This is a genomic window from Flavobacterium sp., assembly GCF_050696275.1.
Lineage (GTDB): Bacteria > Bacteroidota > Bacteroidia > Flavobacteriales > Flavobacteriaceae > Flavobacterium.
On record NZ_JBOGUT010000001.1, the window covers coordinates 218,578 to 237,555 of the forward strand.

16 protein-coding genes and 1 pseudogene are annotated in these 18,978 nt (G+C 34.7%); 11 read left to right on the plus strand and 6 right to left on the minus strand.

The annotated features are described in order from the left end of the window. Nucleotides 1-217 precede the first annotated feature (217 nt). From ACRDEC_RS00950 to ACRDEC_RS00960, 3 genes are read left to right on the plus strand one after another with little or no spacing between them, the layout of a single operon-like run. Entirely contained in the window at nucleotides 218-1,891 is a 1,674-nt protein-coding gene (locus tag ACRDEC_RS00950; protein ID WP_431496460.1) for an NADPH-dependent assimilatory sulfite reductase hemoprotein subunit, read from the plus strand. Next, nucleotides 1,884-2,645: a DUF2490 domain-containing protein gene (locus ACRDEC_RS00955; protein ID WP_431496461.1), complete on the plus strand. Its 762-nt coding sequence runs from the start codon at nucleotides 1,884-1,886 to the stop codon at nucleotides 2,643-2,645. Before ACRDEC_RS00950 ends, ACRDEC_RS00955 begins: the two co-directional genes overlap by 8 nt. Next, the gene (locus ACRDEC_RS00960; protein ID WP_431496462.1) at nucleotides 2,638-4,092 is read left to right on the plus strand and encodes a TSUP family transporter; all 1,455 of its coding nucleotides are present in this window, start codon (nucleotides 2,638-2,640) and stop codon (nucleotides 4,090-4,092) included. Before ACRDEC_RS00955 ends, ACRDEC_RS00960 begins: the two co-directional genes overlap by 8 nt. 58 nt (nucleotides 4,093-4,150) lie before the next feature. Here the strand turns inward: ACRDEC_RS00960 and ACRDEC_RS00965 are convergent, their stop codons facing one another. The 4 genes from ACRDEC_RS00965 to ACRDEC_RS00980 all read right to left on the minus strand — a co-directional run bounded on the left by ACRDEC_RS00965 (nucleotide 4,151) and on the right by ACRDEC_RS00980 (nucleotide 7,020). Next, complete coding sequence (locus ACRDEC_RS00965; RefSeq protein WP_431496463.1) at nucleotides 4,151-5,095, minus strand: hypothetical protein; 945 nt, start codon at nucleotides 5,093-5,095, stop codon at nucleotides 4,151-4,153. A gap of 234 nt (nucleotides 5,096-5,329) precedes the next feature. Beyond that, on the minus strand, nucleotides 5,330-5,902 hold the full coding sequence (locus ACRDEC_RS00970; RefSeq protein WP_431496464.1) for a YceI family protein: 573 nt from the start codon (nucleotides 5,900-5,902) through the stop codon (nucleotides 5,330-5,332). Between the two features lie 26 nt (nucleotides 5,903-5,928). After that, nucleotides 5,929-6,561, minus strand: a complete 633-nt coding sequence (locus ACRDEC_RS00975) for an NAD(P)H-dependent oxidoreductase (RefSeq protein WP_431496465.1) — start codon at nucleotides 6,559-6,561, stop codon at nucleotides 5,929-5,931. Nucleotides 6,562-6,567: 6 nt separating this feature from the next. Continuing rightward, nucleotides 6,568-7,020: a MarR family winged helix-turn-helix transcriptional regulator gene (locus ACRDEC_RS00980; protein WP_431496466.1), complete on the minus strand. Its 453-nt coding sequence runs from the start codon at nucleotides 7,018-7,020 to the stop codon at nucleotides 6,568-6,570. Nucleotides 7,021-7,159: 139 nt separating this feature from the next. On the opposite strand from ACRDEC_RS00980, the gene ACRDEC_RS00985 reads away from it, so the two are divergent. The 3 genes and pseudogenes from ACRDEC_RS00985 to ACRDEC_RS00995 all read left to right on the plus strand — a co-directional run bounded on the left by ACRDEC_RS00985 (nucleotide 7,160) and on the right by ACRDEC_RS00995 (nucleotide 8,629). Further along, nucleotides 7,160-7,669 (plus strand): TlpA disulfide reductase family protein, encoded by a 510-nt coding sequence (locus tag ACRDEC_RS00985; protein ID WP_431496467.1) that lies wholly within the window; start codon nucleotides 7,160-7,162, stop codon nucleotides 7,667-7,669. 4 nt (nucleotides 7,670-7,673) lie between these two features. Next, nucleotides 7,674-8,285 (plus strand): annotated as a pseudogene (locus ACRDEC_RS00990) (thioredoxin family protein). Nucleotides 8,286-8,314: 29 nt separating this feature from the next. Continuing rightward, a complete protein-coding gene (locus ACRDEC_RS00995) occupies nucleotides 8,315-8,629 on the plus strand; it encodes a rhodanese-like domain-containing protein (protein ID WP_431496468.1) in 315 nt (104 codons plus the stop codon). Nucleotides 8,630-8,672: 43 nt separating this feature from the next. Here the strand turns inward: ACRDEC_RS00995 and ACRDEC_RS01000 are convergent, their stop codons facing one another. Beyond that, on the minus strand, nucleotides 8,673-9,356 hold the full coding sequence (locus ACRDEC_RS01000; RefSeq protein WP_431496469.1) for a cell division ATP-binding protein FtsE: 684 nt from the start codon (nucleotides 9,354-9,356) through the stop codon (nucleotides 8,673-8,675). A 162-nt stretch (nucleotides 9,357-9,518) separates the two neighbouring features. Here ACRDEC_RS01000 and ACRDEC_RS01005 point away from each other — a divergent pair, with 162 nt between their 5' ends. From ACRDEC_RS01005 to asnB, 5 genes are all read left to right on the plus strand, one after another. After that, the gene (locus ACRDEC_RS01005) at nucleotides 9,519-12,533 is read left to right on the plus strand and encodes a tetratricopeptide repeat protein (protein WP_431496470.1); all 3,015 of its coding nucleotides are present in this window, start codon (nucleotides 9,519-9,521) and stop codon (nucleotides 12,531-12,533) included. 61 nt (nucleotides 12,534-12,594) lie between these two features. After that, complete coding sequence (locus ACRDEC_RS01010) at nucleotides 12,595-14,358, plus strand: TonB-dependent receptor (RefSeq protein WP_431496471.1); 1,764 nt, start codon at nucleotides 12,595-12,597, stop codon at nucleotides 14,356-14,358. 2 nt (nucleotides 14,359-14,360) lie between these two features. After that, nucleotides 14,361-14,810, plus strand: coding sequence for a hypothetical protein (locus ACRDEC_RS01015; protein ID WP_431496472.1), 450 nt, complete (start codon nucleotides 14,361-14,363; stop codon nucleotides 14,808-14,810). A 29-nt stretch (nucleotides 14,811-14,839) separates the two neighbouring features. After that, entirely contained in the window at nucleotides 14,840-16,468 is a 1,629-nt protein-coding gene (locus ACRDEC_RS01020; RefSeq protein WP_431496473.1) for an amidohydrolase, read from the plus strand. Between the two features lie 315 nt (nucleotides 16,469-16,783). After that, on the plus strand, nucleotides 16,784-18,400 hold the full coding sequence (gene asnB / locus ACRDEC_RS01025; protein WP_431496474.1) for an asparagine synthase B: 1,617 nt from the start codon (nucleotides 16,784-16,786) through the stop codon (nucleotides 18,398-18,400). 373 nt (nucleotides 18,401-18,773) lie between these two features. Here asnB and ACRDEC_RS01030 read toward each other — a convergent pair. Then, nucleotides 18,774-18,978, minus strand: a 205-nt coding sequence (locus ACRDEC_RS01030; RefSeq protein WP_431496475.1) for a hypothetical protein, incomplete at its 5' end; no start/stop codon positions are given.

An 18,978-nucleotide genomic window follows, 5' to 3' on the forward strand; every position in this document is an offset into this window, starting at 1 on the left:
ATTACCACGTCAGGTAACGTGGTCAACCACGTCTATAACGCCAAACATCGCGTCTTATAACGTGGTCAATGACGTTTGGAACCCCAATTACCACGTCAGGTAACGTGGTCAACCACGTCTATAACGCCAAACATCACGTCTTATAACGTGGTCAATGATGTTGGGAACCCCAATTACCACGTCTGGTAACATAAGAAATATAGTATAACGTGAAGAATTGTCACAAAAACAAAATACAATGAGCGAAAAATTATCACCCATAGAAGCCATAAAAACGAAAAGTGATGGCCTAAGAGGGACATTAAAGGAAAGTATAGATCAAGATAATCACACAGGGAACGTTCGTCCGGATGATGAAACGCTGGTGAAATTCCACGGAATGTATGTACAGGACGATAGGGATAGGAGAGTGGAGCGTGCAGAGAAAAAATTAGACAAATTGTATTCTTTTATGATTCGGTTGCGTATTCCCGGTGGGGTTATCAATGCAGATCAATGGATTGCAACACATGATATTTCCGAGGAATTCGGAACTGGAACATTAAAAATTACGACCCGTCAGACGGTACAATTGCACGGTTTGCTAAAACATCAGCTGCGACCAACAATTCAAGCATTTAACACGGCAAAACTAGATTCAATTGCGGCTTGTGGCGATGTAAACAGAAATGTAATAGTGAGTTCGCATCCGCAAATTTCACCTTTACATCAGGAAATTTATGAATACGCGGATAAGATTTCTACGTTGCTATTGCCTAAAACACAATCGTATTATGAAGTGTTTGTGGATGGAGAGAAGATTTACGAACGCTCTTCAGAAGCAGATCCGCTATACGAAGACCGTTATTTGCCAAGAAAGTTCAAAATAGCCATTGCGATTCCTCCTTCAAATGATGTGGATGTTTTTACCAATGACATTGGCTTGATTGCGATTATCGAAAATAATAAATTGAAAGGATTCAACATTGCTATTGGCGGTGGATTGGCGACTACTCATGGAAACCCAAATACGTATGCACGTTTGGGGTCGATTATTGGGTTTACGGATTTTGAAGAAAAGACACTAAAAGCGGTTTATGAGATATTAACTGTTCAAAGGGATTTTGGAAATAGGGTCGACAGAAAATTGTCCAGAATGAAATACACCGTTGATAAATTAACGGTTGATGGCTTCAAAAAAGAACTGGAAAGCCGCATCGGATTTGATTTTTTACCTGAAGAGCCTTTTACTTTCACTGAAAGAAGCGACCGCTTTGGATGGGAGCAAAATCACATAGGTAAATGGTTTTATACTTTATTTGTAGAGCATGGTGTTGTGAAACCTTATCAGAAACAATTTTTATACGAACTGGCCCAATTGAAAATATCCAATTTTATCTTTTCGGGAAATCAAAATTTGATTTTAGGAGAAATTGAGGACAGCAATAAAGCCAAAGTTGATGAACTGCTTTTGAAGTATGAAATAAACAAAAACGATAGTGCCTTGCGTAAAAACTCGATGGCTTGTGTGGCGCTGCCTACTTGCCCGTTAGCCTTAGCTGAAGCACAACGTTATTTACCGGAATTAGTCACTAAAATTGAACCTATTCTAGAGAAATATAGTCTTCAAAATGACGAAATTTCTATTCGAATGACGGGTTGTCCTAATGGTTGCGGACGTCCTTATGTTGCAGAATTAGGTTTTATAGGAACAGGACCCGGACAATATAATTTTATGCTGGGCGGTGATCGTTTCGGCGAAAGGCTGAATAAATTATACAAAGAGAAGCAAACAGAATCAGAAATTCTGACCGAAGTAGATTCTCTTTTTAACCAATATACAAAAGAACGGATTGAAAGCGAAACATTTGGTGATTTTACATATAGAAAAATTATTTCGCAGAATGAATAGCGTCGGTAGTGGTGCAGTGCTTTTTTATACACTGCTCTCTCCTCAATTTAAGGCATTGGCTCAGAAGAAAGTAACGCACCAGCAATTAATTTGGTATGGTTATTATAATTCGATGATGATTAATGAGAATTGGGATTTGAAAAGTGAAATCCAAGAGCGGCATTTCATTAATCCTTCGGTCCAAAATCAGTTAGTCTTCAGAACCAATTTAGAGCGAAAACTAATTGAAAATTGGTCAGCTTCGGTAGGAATGATACTTTTTTTGCAGAGTCCAAATGATCCGTATTCTGAAAGTGATTTGATTGTTCCTGAATTGCGACCCGACATTGGTTTTAATAACAAACAAAAACTTTCTTTTTTGACAATATCTCATAGATATAAAGCAGAAGCCCGGTTTTTTCATGATGTTGAAAATGAGGAATTAGTTGGAGGTTATCGTTTTTCAAGTTTTAGATTTCGCTATCAGTTAGGGGTTGATATTCCAATAGTAAAAAAGGAAAAATCGGATAAAATTATTCTGAAAGTAAAAGACGAAGTGATGGTTAACATTGGGAGTAAAATTGTAAAAAACACTTTCGATCAAAACCGGGTTTATTTGGCTTTAAATTATGTTTTAAGCCCTAAAATAGCCGTGGAAGTTGGTTATATGAATTGGTTTCAGCAAAGAAATTCAGGAGTGGATTTTTACAACAGAGACATTATCAGATTTTCGCTATTTCATAGCCTTTCATTAAAAAATAAGAACCATGAATAATACATTATTTCCGATATTTTTAAAAACAGAATCCGCCCGATTTTTGATTGTTGGCGGAGGGAACGTCGGCCTGGAAAAAACCGAAACTTTATTGCGGCAAAATCCTTTTGTGGCTATTAAGATTATAGCAAAAGAAATTGGTCATGATTTACGGCAGTTGCTACATAAAAATCCTCACGTAGAATGGGAAGAACGTCCTTTTGAAAGCCACGATTTAACAGATGCTGATTTTATAATAATTGCCACTGAAAATGCAGCATTAAACAGGGAAATAAAGCAAAAAGCAAATAAAGAAGGGATTTTAGTCAATGCAGCTGATCAGCCGGATTTATGTGATTTTTATTTGGGATCCATTGTTAATAAAGGATCCCTTAAAATAGCTATTTCCACTAACGGTAAATCTCCGGTTTTAGCACGTCGGTTAAGGGAACATTTAGAAGAAGCAATTCCGGATAATATTAATGATAGCATTGAAAATTTAAATCAGTTCAGAGCAAAACATAAAGGAGATATTCAAACGAAAATAAGTTCTCTTAACAAGGCAACAGCCGTATTGTCTGATCATGCTAAAACTAAAAAAGAAGGGAAAAAGTTTAAAAAACTCGCCTTTGAAATTGCAGTAGTTTTTTTGGCAGTTTTCTTTGGATACAGCTTATCTTCTCTAATTTCTGTTCCTACTCTTACTGGTTATATAAATGAAATACCTCCTGCCTTTTACGGAATGCTTTTAGTTGGTTTTTTCGCGCAATTAGTTGATGGAGCTGTAGGATTAGGATATGGAGTAACTTGTGCGACGGCTATGATGCTTTTCGGAATAAAATTACCGGCGATAAGCGGAAGTATTCATACTGCTGAGATGTTTTCTAGCGGAATCAGTGGTTTTTCACACTATAAATTCGGTAATGTAAATAAGAGATTACTGTTTTGGCTGGCAATTCCAGGTGTGATTGGAGCCGTTTTTGGTGCGTTGTTACTGATTTATCTGGGTAATAAATATGAGACCATTACTTATGCGGTTTTGGCTACCTATACTATGATTATTGGTATCCGTCTTATTGCTATTGCTTTCCGAAAAAAAATTGAAAAGCAGAAGATAAAAAACACAGGTATATTAGGTTTTTTTGGAGGTCTTTTTGATGCTTTTGGAGGTGGAGGTTGGGGACCCATCGTGACATCAACGCTGTTAGCAAAAGGAAGAAAATCAAGCTACGTTATTGGGACGGTCAGTTTAGCAGAATTTTTTGTAACCTTGGCTGCATCAATCACTTTTTTTGCTTCTTTGGGAGTAAGTAATTGGTATATTGTTTTGGGCTTAATTATTGGTGGATCAATGGCAGCACCTTTGGCCGCTAGGCTGGCTGGAAAACTTCAGCAAAAAACAGCGGTATTGCTGGTTGCTTTTTTAGTTATCGTTTTTAGCATCAGAATGCTGTTTAAAGTGTTTTAAAATAAAAACTCCTTTGTTCTTCAATAAAACAAAGGAGTTTTTTTAATGAACCGAGTTATCAAGGATAAAGCGATTTGTAACCATTACTTACAATATTACTTCCAAGGCCTGAAAAAGACACGGAAAAAGAAGAAGTATTAAAACTTAATGATCCCGTTGGGGTACATAATCCAAGAGCATATCTGCATTGTCCGTAACTTCCAGTATTCTTTGTTATTTTGCTTTCACTTCTTGCAGAGCCTAAAGACATATTTCCCCAATCATTTACATCTGTATTAGAAACCGTTGAACCGGAATAGTAAATTGTAATCTGGTAACCAATTTCACCACGTTGTGAACCCCAAATCCAATCTGCAGTCCACCATTGTTTGTACCATTTGGATACTACTTTTGAATCTGTTGCAGAAGATTGCGATCTTCCGTCAGCATCCATCATAATTAATCCACCAAGGATATTGTCCCAAATAATTCCATCATTTCCATAAAAACAAAGCGTTGTCAGTTTTTCTCCTTTACTTATCCATGTAATTTGAAGAACATTATCTCCGGTTTTTATTTCATGAGCAGCTAAATCTTTCAAATTATTTTGACTGTCTGTCAATTGCTTTCCGGAATGTATATTTTGCATTTTTCCAATCACTACTGATGCCGGAGTTTTGATATTTCCAAAAGCGATTGGGCTTTCTTCATCAGCAATCAGATTTTGTACAATAAGCAAGCTTTTTTCCGTGGAAAGTTTTCCTAAAACAGTTACTTCGGTAATTTGTAATTGATTTTGTAAATAAGCAGTAAGGTTTGCTTTTGAAAGCGTAAGTTGCTCTTGAACAATTTCCGGCAACTCTTGTGATGATGGCAAAGTCAATTCTTTTTTTAAATCATCAATGGATTGCTTTTGAACGGCATTTTCATGAATAGTTTCTGTGCTGTCGTCCTGACAACTGTTGAAGGTTAGTACAAATAATACTAAAAACAACTTAAAGGCGGTTGCAAATTTTGTTTTCATTTTTAAATGGTTAAAATTAATATTGTAGTAAAAATAATACAAAATAATATTTAAAATACTTTAAATGAATTTATTAACGATTAAATAATTTTAGAATTTTATTAAAACGGTTTATCTGAATACGGACTAAATGTAGACAGTTTGTCTAAAAAGGTAATGATGACTGCTTACTATATTTAAATAAAAAAAAGCTGCTCAATTTGAACAGCTTTTTTTATATATTGATTTTTTTACTTAGAATTTCAAATTTACAACTAAATCGAAGTTGTCTAAAATTGCTTTGTCTCCAAGACCTTCGAAGAAACTTCCAGATCCGTATTTGATATCATATTTAGTTCTGTCTACAGATAATTTTGCAGTTGCATCGTTTTTGTTAACAAGGATATCAAAAGTGATTGGTTTTGTAATTCCTTTGATAGTCAAATCAGCAGTAACAGTGTAAACATTTTTCGATTTCAATCCTAAAGATTTGAATACTAAAGTTGCAGTTGGGTGTGCCTCAACACCGAAGAAATCATCCGCTTTTAAGTGTCCGTCTAATTTTTCTTTACCTTCACCAGCTTTTAAATCAGTAGTGTTGATAGATGTCATATCTACAGTGAAGTTACCTCCAACTAATTTTTTTCCATTGAAAATTAAAGAAGCTTCTTTCAAGTTAATTGTTCCTGAATGTTGTCCTGTAACTTTTTTTCCAACCCAGTCAATTTTACTTTTCGCTAGATCTACTTTTTTTGTTGTTTGAGCTGTAGCTGTAAGTGTTCCAAGTGCTACTACTAATGCTAATGCAATCGATTTTAAATTTTTCATGTGTTTAATCTGATTTTAGTTAATAATTATAAATTGATAAATAATTCTTCTTTTGATTTTCTGACTTTTTTATTATGTTGTGTCGCATCTTCTTCATGACGGTATCCAACGGTTGCAATTAAAGATGCATTTAATCCTTTTTCTGTAAGGCCTAAAATTTCATTTATTTTTTCAGGTTCAAAACCTTCCATAGGAGTGGCATCAATTTTTAATTCAGCTGCAGCGTTCAATAAATTTCCAAGAGCCAAATACGTTTGTTTTGACGTCCAGTTGTTTTTATCATCTTCAGGAAGTGTTGTGATTTTTGATTTCATAAAATCTCCGTAACCTTGAATGTTTTCCGCTGGAATACCCCTGGTTTCAGCAATATTTGTAATATAAGTATCTATTTCTTCATCACCTAAATTAATTATATTTGCGAAAATAAACAGATGTGAAGCGTCTACAATTTGTGATTGTCCCCAAGCAGCCGGTTGAATTTTTGCTCTTAATTCAGGATCTTCTACAATAAGAATTTTATAAGGTTGTAATCCATATGATGATGAACTCAATCTGATTGCTTCTTTTAGGATGTTCAAATCTTCATCCGTGATTTTTTTTGTGCTGTCAAATTTTTTTGTAGCATAACGCCAATTCTGATGTTCTATAAATTTACTCATGTTTTTTTAACTTCTGTATTTTTCTAATAAATAATTTAACTGTTCTAATTCTTCTTGTGTTAGTTTTTCTGCAAAATAATTTTCATGTTCAATAGATTGCGGGTCAATTGCAGACAAAGCATTTAAACCTTTTTGAGTGATAGTAACCTCAATTTTTCTTCTGTTGTCAGGACACACATTGCGGGTGACAAAATCCTTTAATAAAAGTTTATCTACCAACCGAGTTGTATTGCTGGTTTTTGCAATCATTCGCTCTTGGATCATACACATATTGGCCGGATTTCCTTTTTGGCCTCTTAATATCCGTAATACATTATATTGCTCCGGAGATAAATCAAATGGTTTCAAAATCTCATTGAAGTGATCATTAATTATAATTTCTGCAATCATAATATTAAGCAATACTCTTTTTGCATTGTTTAATGTTACGGTTGATTTTATAATGTCCTCGATTCTCATATTTGTAAATACCAAATTTGTAGGTACAAATGTAGTATGATTTGTTTGTTTGTATATACAAATGTGTATTAAATTTTTGTTAATTTTTATTTGAAGGTATTTAGTTTGATTAATTTTAGAAATCTTTAAAAAACGGATAATGCGAAAACTTATTGTTTTATTAGTTCTGACGAATTTTACTTCTTTTGCGCAACTGAAGAATGCTAAGCTTTATGAAAGTAGCGGAATTCAGGTAAAATCATATGATTTTAATTCATTTGAACCGTTTTTAAAATTGGATGATGATACAACTTATGTCATCAATTTCTGGGCAACATGGTGTTTACCTTGTGTAAAAGAATTGCCTTCTTTTGAACAGATTAATCAAAAATATAAAAAAGATAAAGTAAAGGTAATTCTGGTAAGTTTGGATATGTCTAAAAAGGTGGAAAGCAATTTAATCCCATTCCTGCTTAAGAAAAAGATGGAGTCTGAAGTAATTCATTTAGATGATCCCGATGCTAATTCATGGATAGAAAAAGTAGACAAGAATTGGAGTGGAGCTATACCGGCAACGTATATTTATAATAAAAAGAGCCATATGTTTTATGAACGCTCTTTTACTTTTGAAGAATTAGAAAAAGAAGTCTTATCAATATTAAATAAATAAAATTATGAAAACAATCAAAATTACTGCGTTTATTATTCTTGTAGGAGTAATGAGTGCTTTTACTTATGTTAAATCAGGTTCAGGATACTAGATAGGGGATGTTGCAACCGATTTTAGTCTGAAAAATGTAAATTCCAAAAAGGTTTCCTTAAGCGATTTTAAAGATGCCAAAGGATTTATCGTCGTTTTTACCTGTAATCATTGTCCTTATGCAAAAGCATACGAGGACAGGATAATGGCACTGGACAAAAAATACAAGAATTTGGGCTATCCTGTTATAGCGATTAATCCGAATAACCCGGCCGTTCAGAGTGAGGACAGTTTCGATTTAATGCAAAAAAGAGCGAAAGAAAAAGGATTTACATTCCCTTATTTGTTTGATGAAGGACAGAAAATATATCCGCAATTCGGAGCTACCAAAACACCGCATGTTTATGTATTGCAAAAGACTAAAGCTGGAAATCAGGTAAAATACATCGGTGCTATTGATGATAATTATTCAGATGAAAGTGCTGTAAAAACTAAATATGTTGAAAATGCAGTGAATGCTTTATTAAAAAGCGAAGATGTTCCTGTAAAAGTAACCAAAGCTATTGGTTGTTCCATTAAAGCGTAGTATTTTTGAAATATTAAATAATAAAAACAATGAATTTAACACAAGAAGATTGGTGGAATAAGCTTCAGTCCGATGAAAATGCCGTGATTTTAGACGTTCGTACTGAAGACGAATGGAACGACGGAATCATTCCAAATGCGATCAATATCGATATTTACAAAGGTCAGGGATTTATTTATCAGGTAGAAGAACTGGATAAATCTAAAAATTACTATGTGTATTGTAAAGCTGGCGGAAGAAGCGCTCAAGCCTGCAGTATTATGAGTCAAATGGGTTTTGAAACCACTTACAATCTAATGGGCGGTTTTTCCGAGTGGAGTGGCCCGACTGATATGCCTAAATAAAAAAAGAGTTCGCCTAAAGCGAACTCTTTTTTTTTAATTATTTTTAAACCGTTCTCTGAACTACTTCAAAGATGGTTCCGTCTTCGCACTTTAATGTTTTCGATGGGAATTTCATCAGTAAGGCATAATCGTGTGTTGCCATAATGATTGTTTTTCCGTTTTGGTTAATTTCTCTCAAAACATCCAAAACTTCAACACTCGTTTGAGGATCTAAATTTCCAGTAGGCTCATCGGCAAGTATTAATTCAGGATCATTCAGCAGTGCTCTTGCAATGGCAACACGCTGTTGTTCACCACCGGATAATTGGTGCGGCATTTTTCCGGATAAATTCTTCATTCCTACTTTATCCAATACTTCATCAATTTTGTCCTGCATCTCGTTAACATCAGTCCAACCTGTTGCTTTCAGTACAAAAAGCATATTTTCATTTACGCTTCTGTCCGGTAACAGTTTAAAATCCTGAAATACGATTCCTATTTTCCTTCTTAAAAAAGGAATATCATTATCAATCAATCCGTTCAAATCATAATCAACAATTGTTCCTTCTCCTTCTGTCAAAGGTAAATCAGCATAAAGCATTTTCATAAAACTACTTTTTCCTGTTCCGGTTTTCCCAATAATGTACAAAAATTCACCCGGACTTACATTCAGATTTACATTCGATAAAATTTTGTTTCCCTCTTGATATATAGTAACGTCCTGTAACGATAAAATTGTTTTCGACATGATTTTGATTATTTATTTCGTAAAAGTAATAAGTTAACTTTCTTATTCAAAATAAAATTGTATCCATATTCAAAAATTGAATACTAAAGCTGTTTTTTCCTCGTTTTAAGAAAGAAGAAAGTGCTATAAAAGTGCTATATTTGAAATCTAAATTGTCTTTTCATGCAGAAATTCTCATTCTCCGTTATCGCCATATTTTTATTAGGGTTTTCAACAGCTTTCTCTCAGCAATCCGAAATTTACACCAACAATTTAGCGGATTATAATAAGGCCTTGTCATTGTATAATGATAAGCAATACCAGTCGGCCCAAATTATTTTCGACAGAATCAAGCAAGAGAATTCAAACCTTGAAATTCAGTCGGATTGTACATATTACAGTGCGAATTGTGCTATCCGTTTAAATCAGATGAATGCGGATGAAGCAATGGAAAGCTTTGTAAAAAATTATCCTACCAGTACTAAACAAAACATGGCTTATACTGAAGTGGCCACTTATTATTTCGAACAAGGAAAATACCCGCAGGCATTACAATGGTTTGATAGAGTTGAAGAAGGAAGTTTAACTAAAGATGATCTGGATAAATACAATTTTTACAAAGGATACAGTTTTTTCAATTCAGGGAAAAAGAAAGAAGCCACGCAATATTTTAACAAAGTGGTTAATTCGCCGGAATATGGTTCGCAAGCCAAATATTACCTGGGTTTTTTAGCGTATGAGGGGGATGACTATAAAGAAGCAACCAAATATTTCGATCAGGTTTCAGGCGAAGAAAAATACAAAGAGAAATTATCTTATTTTCAGGCGGATATGAATTTCAAATTAGGGAAATTCGACAAAGCCATAGAATTAGGAAAAGCAGCAATGGCAGGCTCTAACGCCATGGAAAAATCGGAATTGAATAAAATTATCGGAGAAAGCTATTTTAACCTGAAACAATACGACAAATCCATCCCGTTTTTAACCGAATATAAAGGGAAAAAAGGAAAATGGAATAACACTGATTTTTACCAGTTAGGGTATGCTTATTACAAGCAAAACGATTTTGAGAATGCCATTTCCCAATTCAATAAAATCATTGGCGGAAATGATTTTGTAGCCCAGAATGCCTATTATCATCTTGGAGAAAGTTATTTGAAAACCGATAAAAAACAACAAGCGTTAAATGCTTTCAAAAATGCATCTGAAATGACTTTTGATGCAAAAATTCAGGAAGATGCGCATTTAAATTACGCACGTTTGAGTTACGATATTGGAAATTCTTACCAAAGTGTTCCGGATGTTCTCAACGGATTTATGACAAAATATCCAAACAATCCAAATAAAACAGAAATCGAAAATCTTTTGATTAATTCCTACATCACTTCCAAAAATTACAAAGAAGCATTGTCTTTATTGGAAAAAAATAAATCTTTCGGAAATAAAGTAGCTTACCAGAAAGTATCTTTTTACAGAGGTTTAGAATTGTTTACCGATGGGAATTACAAAGAAGCACTAACGCTTTTCAAAAAATCAATAGCAGAGCAAAAAGACGCTAATTTTTCGGCCCGAGGCACTTTCTGGAAAGCAGAAACTGAATATGTTTTAGATGATTTTTCGAATGCATTGCTAAGTTTTAAACAATTTTTGGGTTATGCAGAAGCAAAAGATACGCCGGAATTCAAAAATGCCAATTACAATATTGCCTATTCGCATTTTAAACTTAAAGAATACGATCAGGCTGGCGATTTTTTTCAAAAATACATTGAGGTTTCAAAAGACGATAAAACCCGTTTAACCGATGCTTACCTGCGTTTGGCCGATTCCCGTTTTGTGACAACCAAGTATTCCGCAGCAATGGAAGCTTATGATAAAGCCATTACACTTAAAACGGTTGATGCAGATTATGCCGCATACCAAAAAGCCATCAGTTATGGTTTTATGGGTAAAAACGATAAGAAGATTTCAGATTTCAATCAATTTTTAAAAACCTATCCGAATTCACAATACCGTGACGATGCGTTGTTTGAATTGGCCAATACCTATACTGCAGAAAACGAAACAGCATCTGCCATTAAAACATACGATCAGTTAATTTCGGAATTCAGAACCGGAAGTTATACTTCAAAATCAATTCTTCGTCAGGGGTTAATTTATTATAATGGAGACAAAGATGATTTGGCTTTGGTTAAATTCAAAAAAGTAGCTGCTGATTTTCCAAAATCGGAAGAAGCATTGGAAGCAGTGAAAACCGCGAGACTAATCTATGTTGATAAAGGAAGGGTTGATGAATACGCCATTTGGGTTAAAACATTGGATTTTGTAGAAGTTTCTGATGCCGAATTGGACAATGATTCCTGGGAAGCAGCAGAAAAGCAATATTTACAGGGAAATACCAAGCAAGCCATTACAAATCTATCGAGCTATGTAACTGCTTTTCCTAACGGAATTCATTCGCTTAAAGCTAATTTTTATTTAGCCGATTCGTATTATAAAGACGGTTCAGTCACTAATTCGGTTCCAAATTACGAATATGTAATTTCCAAGCCACACAGTGAATTTACAGAACAATCGCTGTCACGCTTATGCGAAATTTACATCAAGAAAAGCGATTATACCAAAGCACTTCCTGTTTTACTTCGTTTAGAGTCTGAAGCCGATTTTCCTCAAAACAGAACCTATGCCCAAGCGAATCTGATGAAAGCGTATTATGATGGAAAAGAATATGCAAAAGCAGTAGTTTATGCAGATAAAGTATTGGCGAACCCAAAAACCGACGATAAAATTAAAAGTGATGCCCAGATTATTGTCGCGAGATCGGCGATACAGGCTAATGACGAGCCTAAAGCCAAAGAAGCGTATGCTAAATTACAGAAAATCGCTAAAGGAGAATTGGCAGCAGAAGCACTGTACTATGATGCTTATTTCAAAAATAAAGAATCAAAATTCGAAGATTCAAATAAGGCAGTTCAAAAATTAGCCAAAGATTATTCAGGTTATAAATATTTTGGTGCCAAAGGATTAGTAGTAATGGCTAAAAATTTCTACGGGTTGAAAGACAGTTTTCAGGCGACATATATCCTGGAAAGTGTCATCAAAAATTTTAAAGATTTCACTGATGTAACCGAAGAAGCTCAAAAAGAACTCGATTTTATCAAAACCGAAGAAGCCAAAACGAATTCGTCAATAACTAAATAATATTCGCAGTTAAAACCCCGGTCATTTAATGTGATTCCGTGTAATAACAAACAATTTGTATATGAAAAATAAAATCATCATAATCCTACTTATCACATTTCATTTTTCCTTCGCTCAAAAGAAAGACGAAAACATTGGAACAGAAGTGGTAAATGTTGTAAAACCATATTCTCCAACCATTTCCGATGCTTTTAAAGTAAAGGAAACACCTTCACTTGATGATAATGAAACCAGTAAAAAGGAAGAAATCAAATATCAGATTTTCTCTTTTCCGGTAGCATCGACATTTACACCTTCAAAAGGGAAAGCAGCTGGTGTTGATAAAGCAAAACAGGAAAAATTATATCCTAATTACGCTACTTTGGGCCTTGGAAATTACGGAACGGTCAATGGTGAATTATTTGTAACTCACGAATTGGATAAATACCAGTATGTAGGAGGAATGTTTCGTCATCAATCGTCACAAGGAGGAATAAAAGGCGTGCTTCTTGATGATAAATTCGGAGAGACTTCAGGTAATGCTATGTATGGTTACAGCCGAAAGGACATTAATTTCAAAGCCGATTTGGGAGTAAAGAACGAAGTGTATAACTGGTACGGACTGCCTTTGGAAAATCTGAATTTCAGTAACATTCAAGTTGATACTATACACGGAAAACATAGTTATACAACCATAAAACTAGGCTCAGAATTAGCAGTTTCAGGCAGTTTTTTTAAAAAAGCCAATTTAAATTTTATTGCCTTTTCAGATAACTACGGTTCAAAAGAAAATCGTTTTATCATTAAACCGGCTTTCAATTTCGATTTCGGAGATACTTCGGTAAAAACCAAATTCAACTTAGATTATTTGAACACTACTTTCGATACTTACTATCTGAAACAATATCCTGTTGCAGGAGTTCCAACAAATATTCAAAATTCAAATTTGATTTTTAGTGTGAATCCGAGTTTTCAAATCTTAAAGGATGATTTATCTGTTGAATTAGGAGCTGAAGTAACTTATTTTTCAAAAATGAAAGATGTTTATGCCGGAGTGAAAAACGATTCAGATTCCGATTTCTTTATTTATCCGAAAGTGAAAGCATCTTATAAAGTGGTTGGTGATATTATGATTGCTTTTGCAGGAGCAGAAGGCGGATTAAAACAAAACTCCTACGCTGATTTCGCAGGAGAGAATAAGTTTTTGTCTCCAACATTATTGATTACGCCAACAGATTGTCAGTATGATATCTACGCTGGTTTAAAAGGAAAATTAGCAAGCGCATTGGCTTATAATATCAGAGCATCTTACAATTCATCACAAAACAAAGCCTTGTTCAAAACGAATCCGTATTTGTCTTCACCATCAGAGAATTACAGTTATGGAAACTCTTTTGATGTGGTTTATGATAATATAAAAACTATTTCGTTTTTTGGAGAATTAAAAGCAGATGTCAATAAAAACGTTACACTTGGACTTAATGCAGAAGTAAATGATTATACTACTGATATTCAAGAGGAAGCATGGAATTTGCCAGCGTTAAAAGTTACTTTTACAACTGATTTCAGTATTGGTAAAAAATGGTATGCCGGAACAAAATTGTATTTTGTAGGAGAAAGAAAAGATGCATTTACGAACTTCCAGCTTTTCCCAAACCCTGATACAGTAGAAACTTTAGACAGCTACTTTGATATCAATGCACACATTGGTTACAAACACAATGAGCGATTGACATTCTTCTTAAAAGGAAATAATTTAGCCAATCAGAATTACAATCGCTGGCTGAATTATCCTGTGCAAGGAGCTCAAGTGATTGGTGGCGCTTGTTATAAGTTTGATTTTTAAAGATGACCCTTAAGCAACAAATTCACAATCAATATCTTCAATTGGTTCAGGACAAAATCGATGTTTTTCAGGATATGATTTTGGCTCTGACAGAAGATTCTAAAAATGATGCCAAGGGCTCTGCTGGTGACAAGCATGAAACCACTTTGTCTATGATGCATATTGAGCAGGAAAAAATTACAAGGAAACTCAAAGAATCACTTGAACAAAAAGTAATTTTAGATAAAATTGATCCTTCGCAAATCACTTCAAAAGTAGCTTTGGGAAGTTTGGTAAGAACCAATACATTAATCGTTTATATCGCTACAGCCTTACCCAAAATAGCTATTGGGAATCAGAATATTTTTGCTATATCACCTCAATCGCCATTGGGAAGCCAATTAATGGGAAATCAGATTGGATTTTCATTTGAAGTAAATAATTCAAAGTTCACAATTGAAAATATTGAATAATATCCTATTTTAGTGCCAAAATCAACATAATGCAACTCAAACATCTTGTCCTTTCTGTCTTTCTTTTTTCTATAACAATTCAGGCGCAAAAGAAACTTTCAGTAGATTTAATCGTTTCTAATGCAAAAATTTACACGGTTAATAAAAATTTCGAAACTGCAGAATCTTTTGCTGTAAAAGACGGAAAAATCCTTGCCATAGGAACTTCGGCAGAAATCAATAAAAAGTATACTTCAAAAAATAACATAAATGGAGCTGAAAAGTTTATTTATCCTGGGTTTTATGATGCTCATACACATTTCTATAATTTCGGGATGAATCTGCAACGTGTCAATTTACGCGATACCCAAAGCTTTAAGGAAGTAGTTGACAAAGTAGTTGCTTTTCAAAAAGAGAAAAATCTTGATTTTATTCAAGGCAGAGGTTGGGATCAGAATGATTGGAAAGTAAAAGAATTTCCTACCAAAGAAGCATTGGACAATTATTTTCCTGACACACCGGTAGCCTTAACACGTATTGACGGTCATGCTATGCTGGCTAACAGTAAAGCACTTGAACTGGCAGGAATCACAGTGAAAACGAAAGTGGAAGGCGGTCAGATAGAAGTAAAAGACGGAAAACTGACCGGAATATTAATTGATAATCCAATGGAGCTGGTTTTTAATATTATTCCAAAACCAAAACGGGCAACTCAAATCCAGGCATTGAAAGATGCTCAAAAAGAAATGTTTAACTACGGTTTGACTACAATTAATGAAGCTGGTCTGGAAAAGGAAACCATCGATTTAATTGACAGTTTGCAGGAGGAAAACGTTTTGGATATCAATGTTTATGCTATGGTACTTGCTACTAAAGCGAATGTCGATTATTACACGCAGCTCGGAATTTATAAAACCGATAAACTAAACGTCCGTTCGTTTAAATTTATTGGCGATGGTGCTTTAGGCTCGCGTGGTGCTTGTATGCATGATGAATATTCGGATAAACACAAGCATTTTGGAGCGATGCTTTCTTCAATTTCCGAGATAAAACAAATTGCCAGGCAAATTGCTGATTCGGATTACCAAATGAATTCACATGCAATCGGAGATTCTGCCAATACGGTTTTGTTGCGCGTTTATAAAGAAGTTTTAGCCGGGAAACAGGATCGTCGCTGGAAAATAGAACATGCTCAGGTTTTACGTGAAGAAGATTTTGATTATTTCAAATTGGGAATTATACCTTCGGTTCAGCCTACACACGCTACTTCCGATATGTATTGGGCGGAAGACCGTTTGGGAAAAAGCAGGATAAAAACATCGTATGCTTATAAAAAAATGCTGGACAAAGCCGGTTTAGTGGCACTTGGCACTGATTTTCCTATTGAAGAAGTAAATCCAATGTATACTTTCTACGCCGCTGTAGCCCGAAAGGATTTAAAAAATCACCCGGAAGGAGGTTTCCAAATGGAAAACAGCCTTACTCGTGAAGAAACCCTAAAAGGCATGACTATTTGGGCGGCCTATTCTAATTTTGAAGAAAACGAAAAAGGAAGTTTGGAAGTTGGCAAATGGGCTGATTTTACCATTTTTGATAACGATTTACTCACAGAAGATATAGATGCTATTCCTTTTGTGAAACCTGCTAATACTTTTATTAAAGGCAAACAGGTAAAATAAAAAATTATCCCGGACGAAAGTTCGGGTTTTTTTTGAGCAGATTGTTCGGGCTTGCCAGTGAGCCATTTTCCTGCTGTTCTCTGCAAACGAAGTTCACTGAACACCAGCTTAACTTTTTTGAAGCTTTTAGATTACAAATTTTAACTTTAAATATTATTTTAAGGCTCTTTTAGTTTCCTATTTCAATAATATTTCAATATTTAGTAATAATTTATAACTAAATTGTTATTTTTAGTTTCAATAATAAATCATATTATGCAATTTTGTTTCAGTTATATATCATATAGCTTTTATAATCAAATAAACAGAATCAGTATGTGTGGAATATTAGCCATTATCGGAAAAGGGAAAGACGTTGAATCAGTAAGAAAAATGTCTAAAAAGATGTCTCATAGAGGACCGGATGAAAGCGATTTGTATATCACTGAAAAAGGTCACATTTTAAGCCACGAACGTTTGTCAATCATTGACTTGCATTCCGGACGTCAGCCCATACAAGGAACTTCAACAGCGTATATGATCCATAATGGCGAAATTTATAACCATCAGGAACTAAGAGATGGGATTTTGAAACACCATACTTTCAGAACCAAATCAGATTCAGAAGTGATCGTTCATTTATACGAAGAATTCGGGTATGATTTTCTGAACAAACTTGACGGCGATTTTGCTTTTGTCGTTATTGACGGAAATGATTTTATTGCCGGTCGCGATCCGCTTGGAGTTAAACCTTTGTATTATGGAATTGACGAGCGTGGCCGTATCTATTTTTCTTCAGAAATGAAACCTATCGCTGACGAGTGTAAAACATTTTCAACCTTTCCTCCGGGACATTTTTACACAGCCAAAACAGGTTTTGTAAAATACTACAAGCCGGAATATGAAGATTATAAAAAAGCAGATCAGGAATTGGATCTTACTTTACTAAGAGAAGCTTTAACTGAAGCAACCCGCAAACGTTTAATGAGTGATGTGCCTATTGGTGTCTTGCTTTCCGGCGGATTGGATTCTTCATTGACCTCGTCCATTGCAGCCAGATTATTAAAAGAAAAAGGCAAAACACTGCATTCATTTTCCATTGGTTTGGATGCTGAAGCTCCAGATGCAAAAGCAGCGCGAAAAGTAGCAGAATTTTTAGGGACTGAACACCACGAAATTCATTTTACGATTGAAGAAGGAATTCAAATTTTAGATAAATTGATTTGGCATCTGGAAACCTATGACGTGACTTCGGTAAGAGCGAGTACGCCAATGTATTTTTTATCAAAAGCAATAACAGACATGGGAGTGAAAGTGGTATTGTCCGGAGAAGGAGCTGACGAGGTTTTTGGCGGTTATCTGTATTTCAGAAATGCACCTTCCACAGAAGATTTTCAGAAGGAAACTATTGAGCGAATCCAAAAACTGTTTACTGCCGATTTGCTTCGTGCTGATAAGTCTACCATGGCGCATGGATTGGAAGCTCGAGTGCCGTTTTTGGATAAAGCATTTTTAGACGTTGCCGTACGAATTAAAGCAGAAGAAAAGTTGCCTAAAACTTACAATGGCAAAGAAAAATATATTTTAAGAAAAGCATTCGATACTCCTGAGCAGCCTTATTTACCTGAAGAAGTTTTATGGCGTCAGAAAGAACAGTTTTCAGATGGAGTAGGATATAGCTGGATAGATACATTAATTGAATATTGTGCTTCGCAGGTAACGGATGAACAATTAGAAAACGCTTCAAAATTATTCCCATACAATACTCCTGTAACGAAAGAGGCCTATTATTATAGAAGTATTTTTCATAAATACTATCCACAAGTTAGCGCAGCTGAAACAGTGCGAAAATGGATACCTAAATGGCAGGAAAACACTGATCCAAGCGGAAGAGCCAACGCAGCCCACGTAAAAGCGGATACTGAAATTGCTAAGATTGGAATAGCAGTGTAAACTATTTAAGTATTCAAAAGCGTCTCGAATTTCGAGGCGCTTTTTTATTACATCTAAGGTTTCACGTTTTGAATGGCCCAAATAAGAAGAATATTTTTCTCTTTTGGCAAATCTAATTTTGTGATGATATTATGTCAATGACTTTATATCCATAGGATTCGACAAAGCTTTTTGTGCCCTGCAATGTAAATGGGTGATCGTCAGCTATTAATATCTTCATTGTATTTTTTTATTTCAAGGATAATAATTGTCCCGTTTTATTGGAAAAAATTTTTAGCAAAAGTATCTATTTCCTTCTGTGATTGCCTATTGCACTTCTGTGAAAATTCATTTCGCTTCTGTAACCGAATATTTCTTTCTGTAATTACCTATCTCACTTCTGTAACCGAATTTTTCCTTCTGTAACCGAATATTTCCTTCTGTAATTACCTATTGCACTTCTGTGAAAATTCATTTCGCATCTGTAACTAACAGTAAAACTTCCTTCGAAGCACCATCGTCCTAAAATCCGCAGGCGAGTGTCAGAAAGCCGAAGTTTCCGTAAAAAGAAATGCTGTTTGAGCGAAGCGAGTTCATTT

Excerpts from the sequence above, each read along its gene's own strand:
- ACRDEC_RS00955 (WP_431496461.1), top strand. The coding sequence starts at position 1,884 with ATGAATAGCGTCGGTAGTGGTGCAGTGCTTTTTTATACACTGCTCTCT.
- ACRDEC_RS00960 (WP_431496462.1), top strand. The coding sequence starts at position 2,638 with ATGAATAATACATTATTTCCGATATTTTTAAAAACAGAATCCGCCCGA.
- ACRDEC_RS00965 (WP_431496463.1), bottom strand. The coding sequence starts at position 5,095 with ATGAAAACAAAATTTGCAACCGCCTTTAAGTTGTTTTTAGTATTATTT.
- ACRDEC_RS00970 (WP_431496464.1), bottom strand. The coding sequence starts at position 5,902 with ATGAAAAATTTAAAATCGATTGCATTAGCATTAGTAGTAGCACTTGGA.
- ACRDEC_RS00975 (WP_431496465.1), bottom strand. The coding sequence starts at position 6,561 with ATGAGTAAATTTATAGAACATCAGAATTGGCGTTATGCTACAAAAAAA.
- ACRDEC_RS00980 (WP_431496466.1), bottom strand. The coding sequence starts at position 7,020 with ATGAGAATCGAGGACATTATAAAATCAACCGTAACATTAAACAATGCA.
- ACRDEC_RS00985 (WP_431496467.1), top strand. The coding sequence starts at position 7,160 with ATGCGAAAACTTATTGTTTTATTAGTTCTGACGAATTTTACTTCTTTT.
- ACRDEC_RS00995 (WP_431496468.1), top strand. The coding sequence starts at position 8,315 with ATGAATTTAACACAAGAAGATTGGTGGAATAAGCTTCAGTCCGATGAA.
- ACRDEC_RS01000 (WP_431496469.1), bottom strand. The coding sequence starts at position 9,356 with ATGTCGAAAACAATTTTATCGTTACAGGACGTTACTATATATCAAGAG.
- ACRDEC_RS01005 (WP_431496470.1), top strand. The coding sequence starts at position 9,519 with ATGCAGAAATTCTCATTCTCCGTTATCGCCATATTTTTATTAGGGTTT.
- ACRDEC_RS01010 (WP_431496471.1), top strand. The coding sequence starts at position 12,595 with ATGAAAAATAAAATCATCATAATCCTACTTATCACATTTCATTTTTCC.
- ACRDEC_RS01015 (WP_431496472.1), top strand. The coding sequence starts at position 14,361 with ATGACCCTTAAGCAACAAATTCACAATCAATATCTTCAATTGGTTCAG.
- ACRDEC_RS01020 (WP_431496473.1), top strand. The coding sequence starts at position 14,840 with ATGCAACTCAAACATCTTGTCCTTTCTGTCTTTCTTTTTTCTATAACA.
- asnB (WP_431496474.1), top strand. The coding sequence starts at position 16,784 with ATGTGTGGAATATTAGCCATTATCGGAAAAGGGAAAGACGTTGAATCA.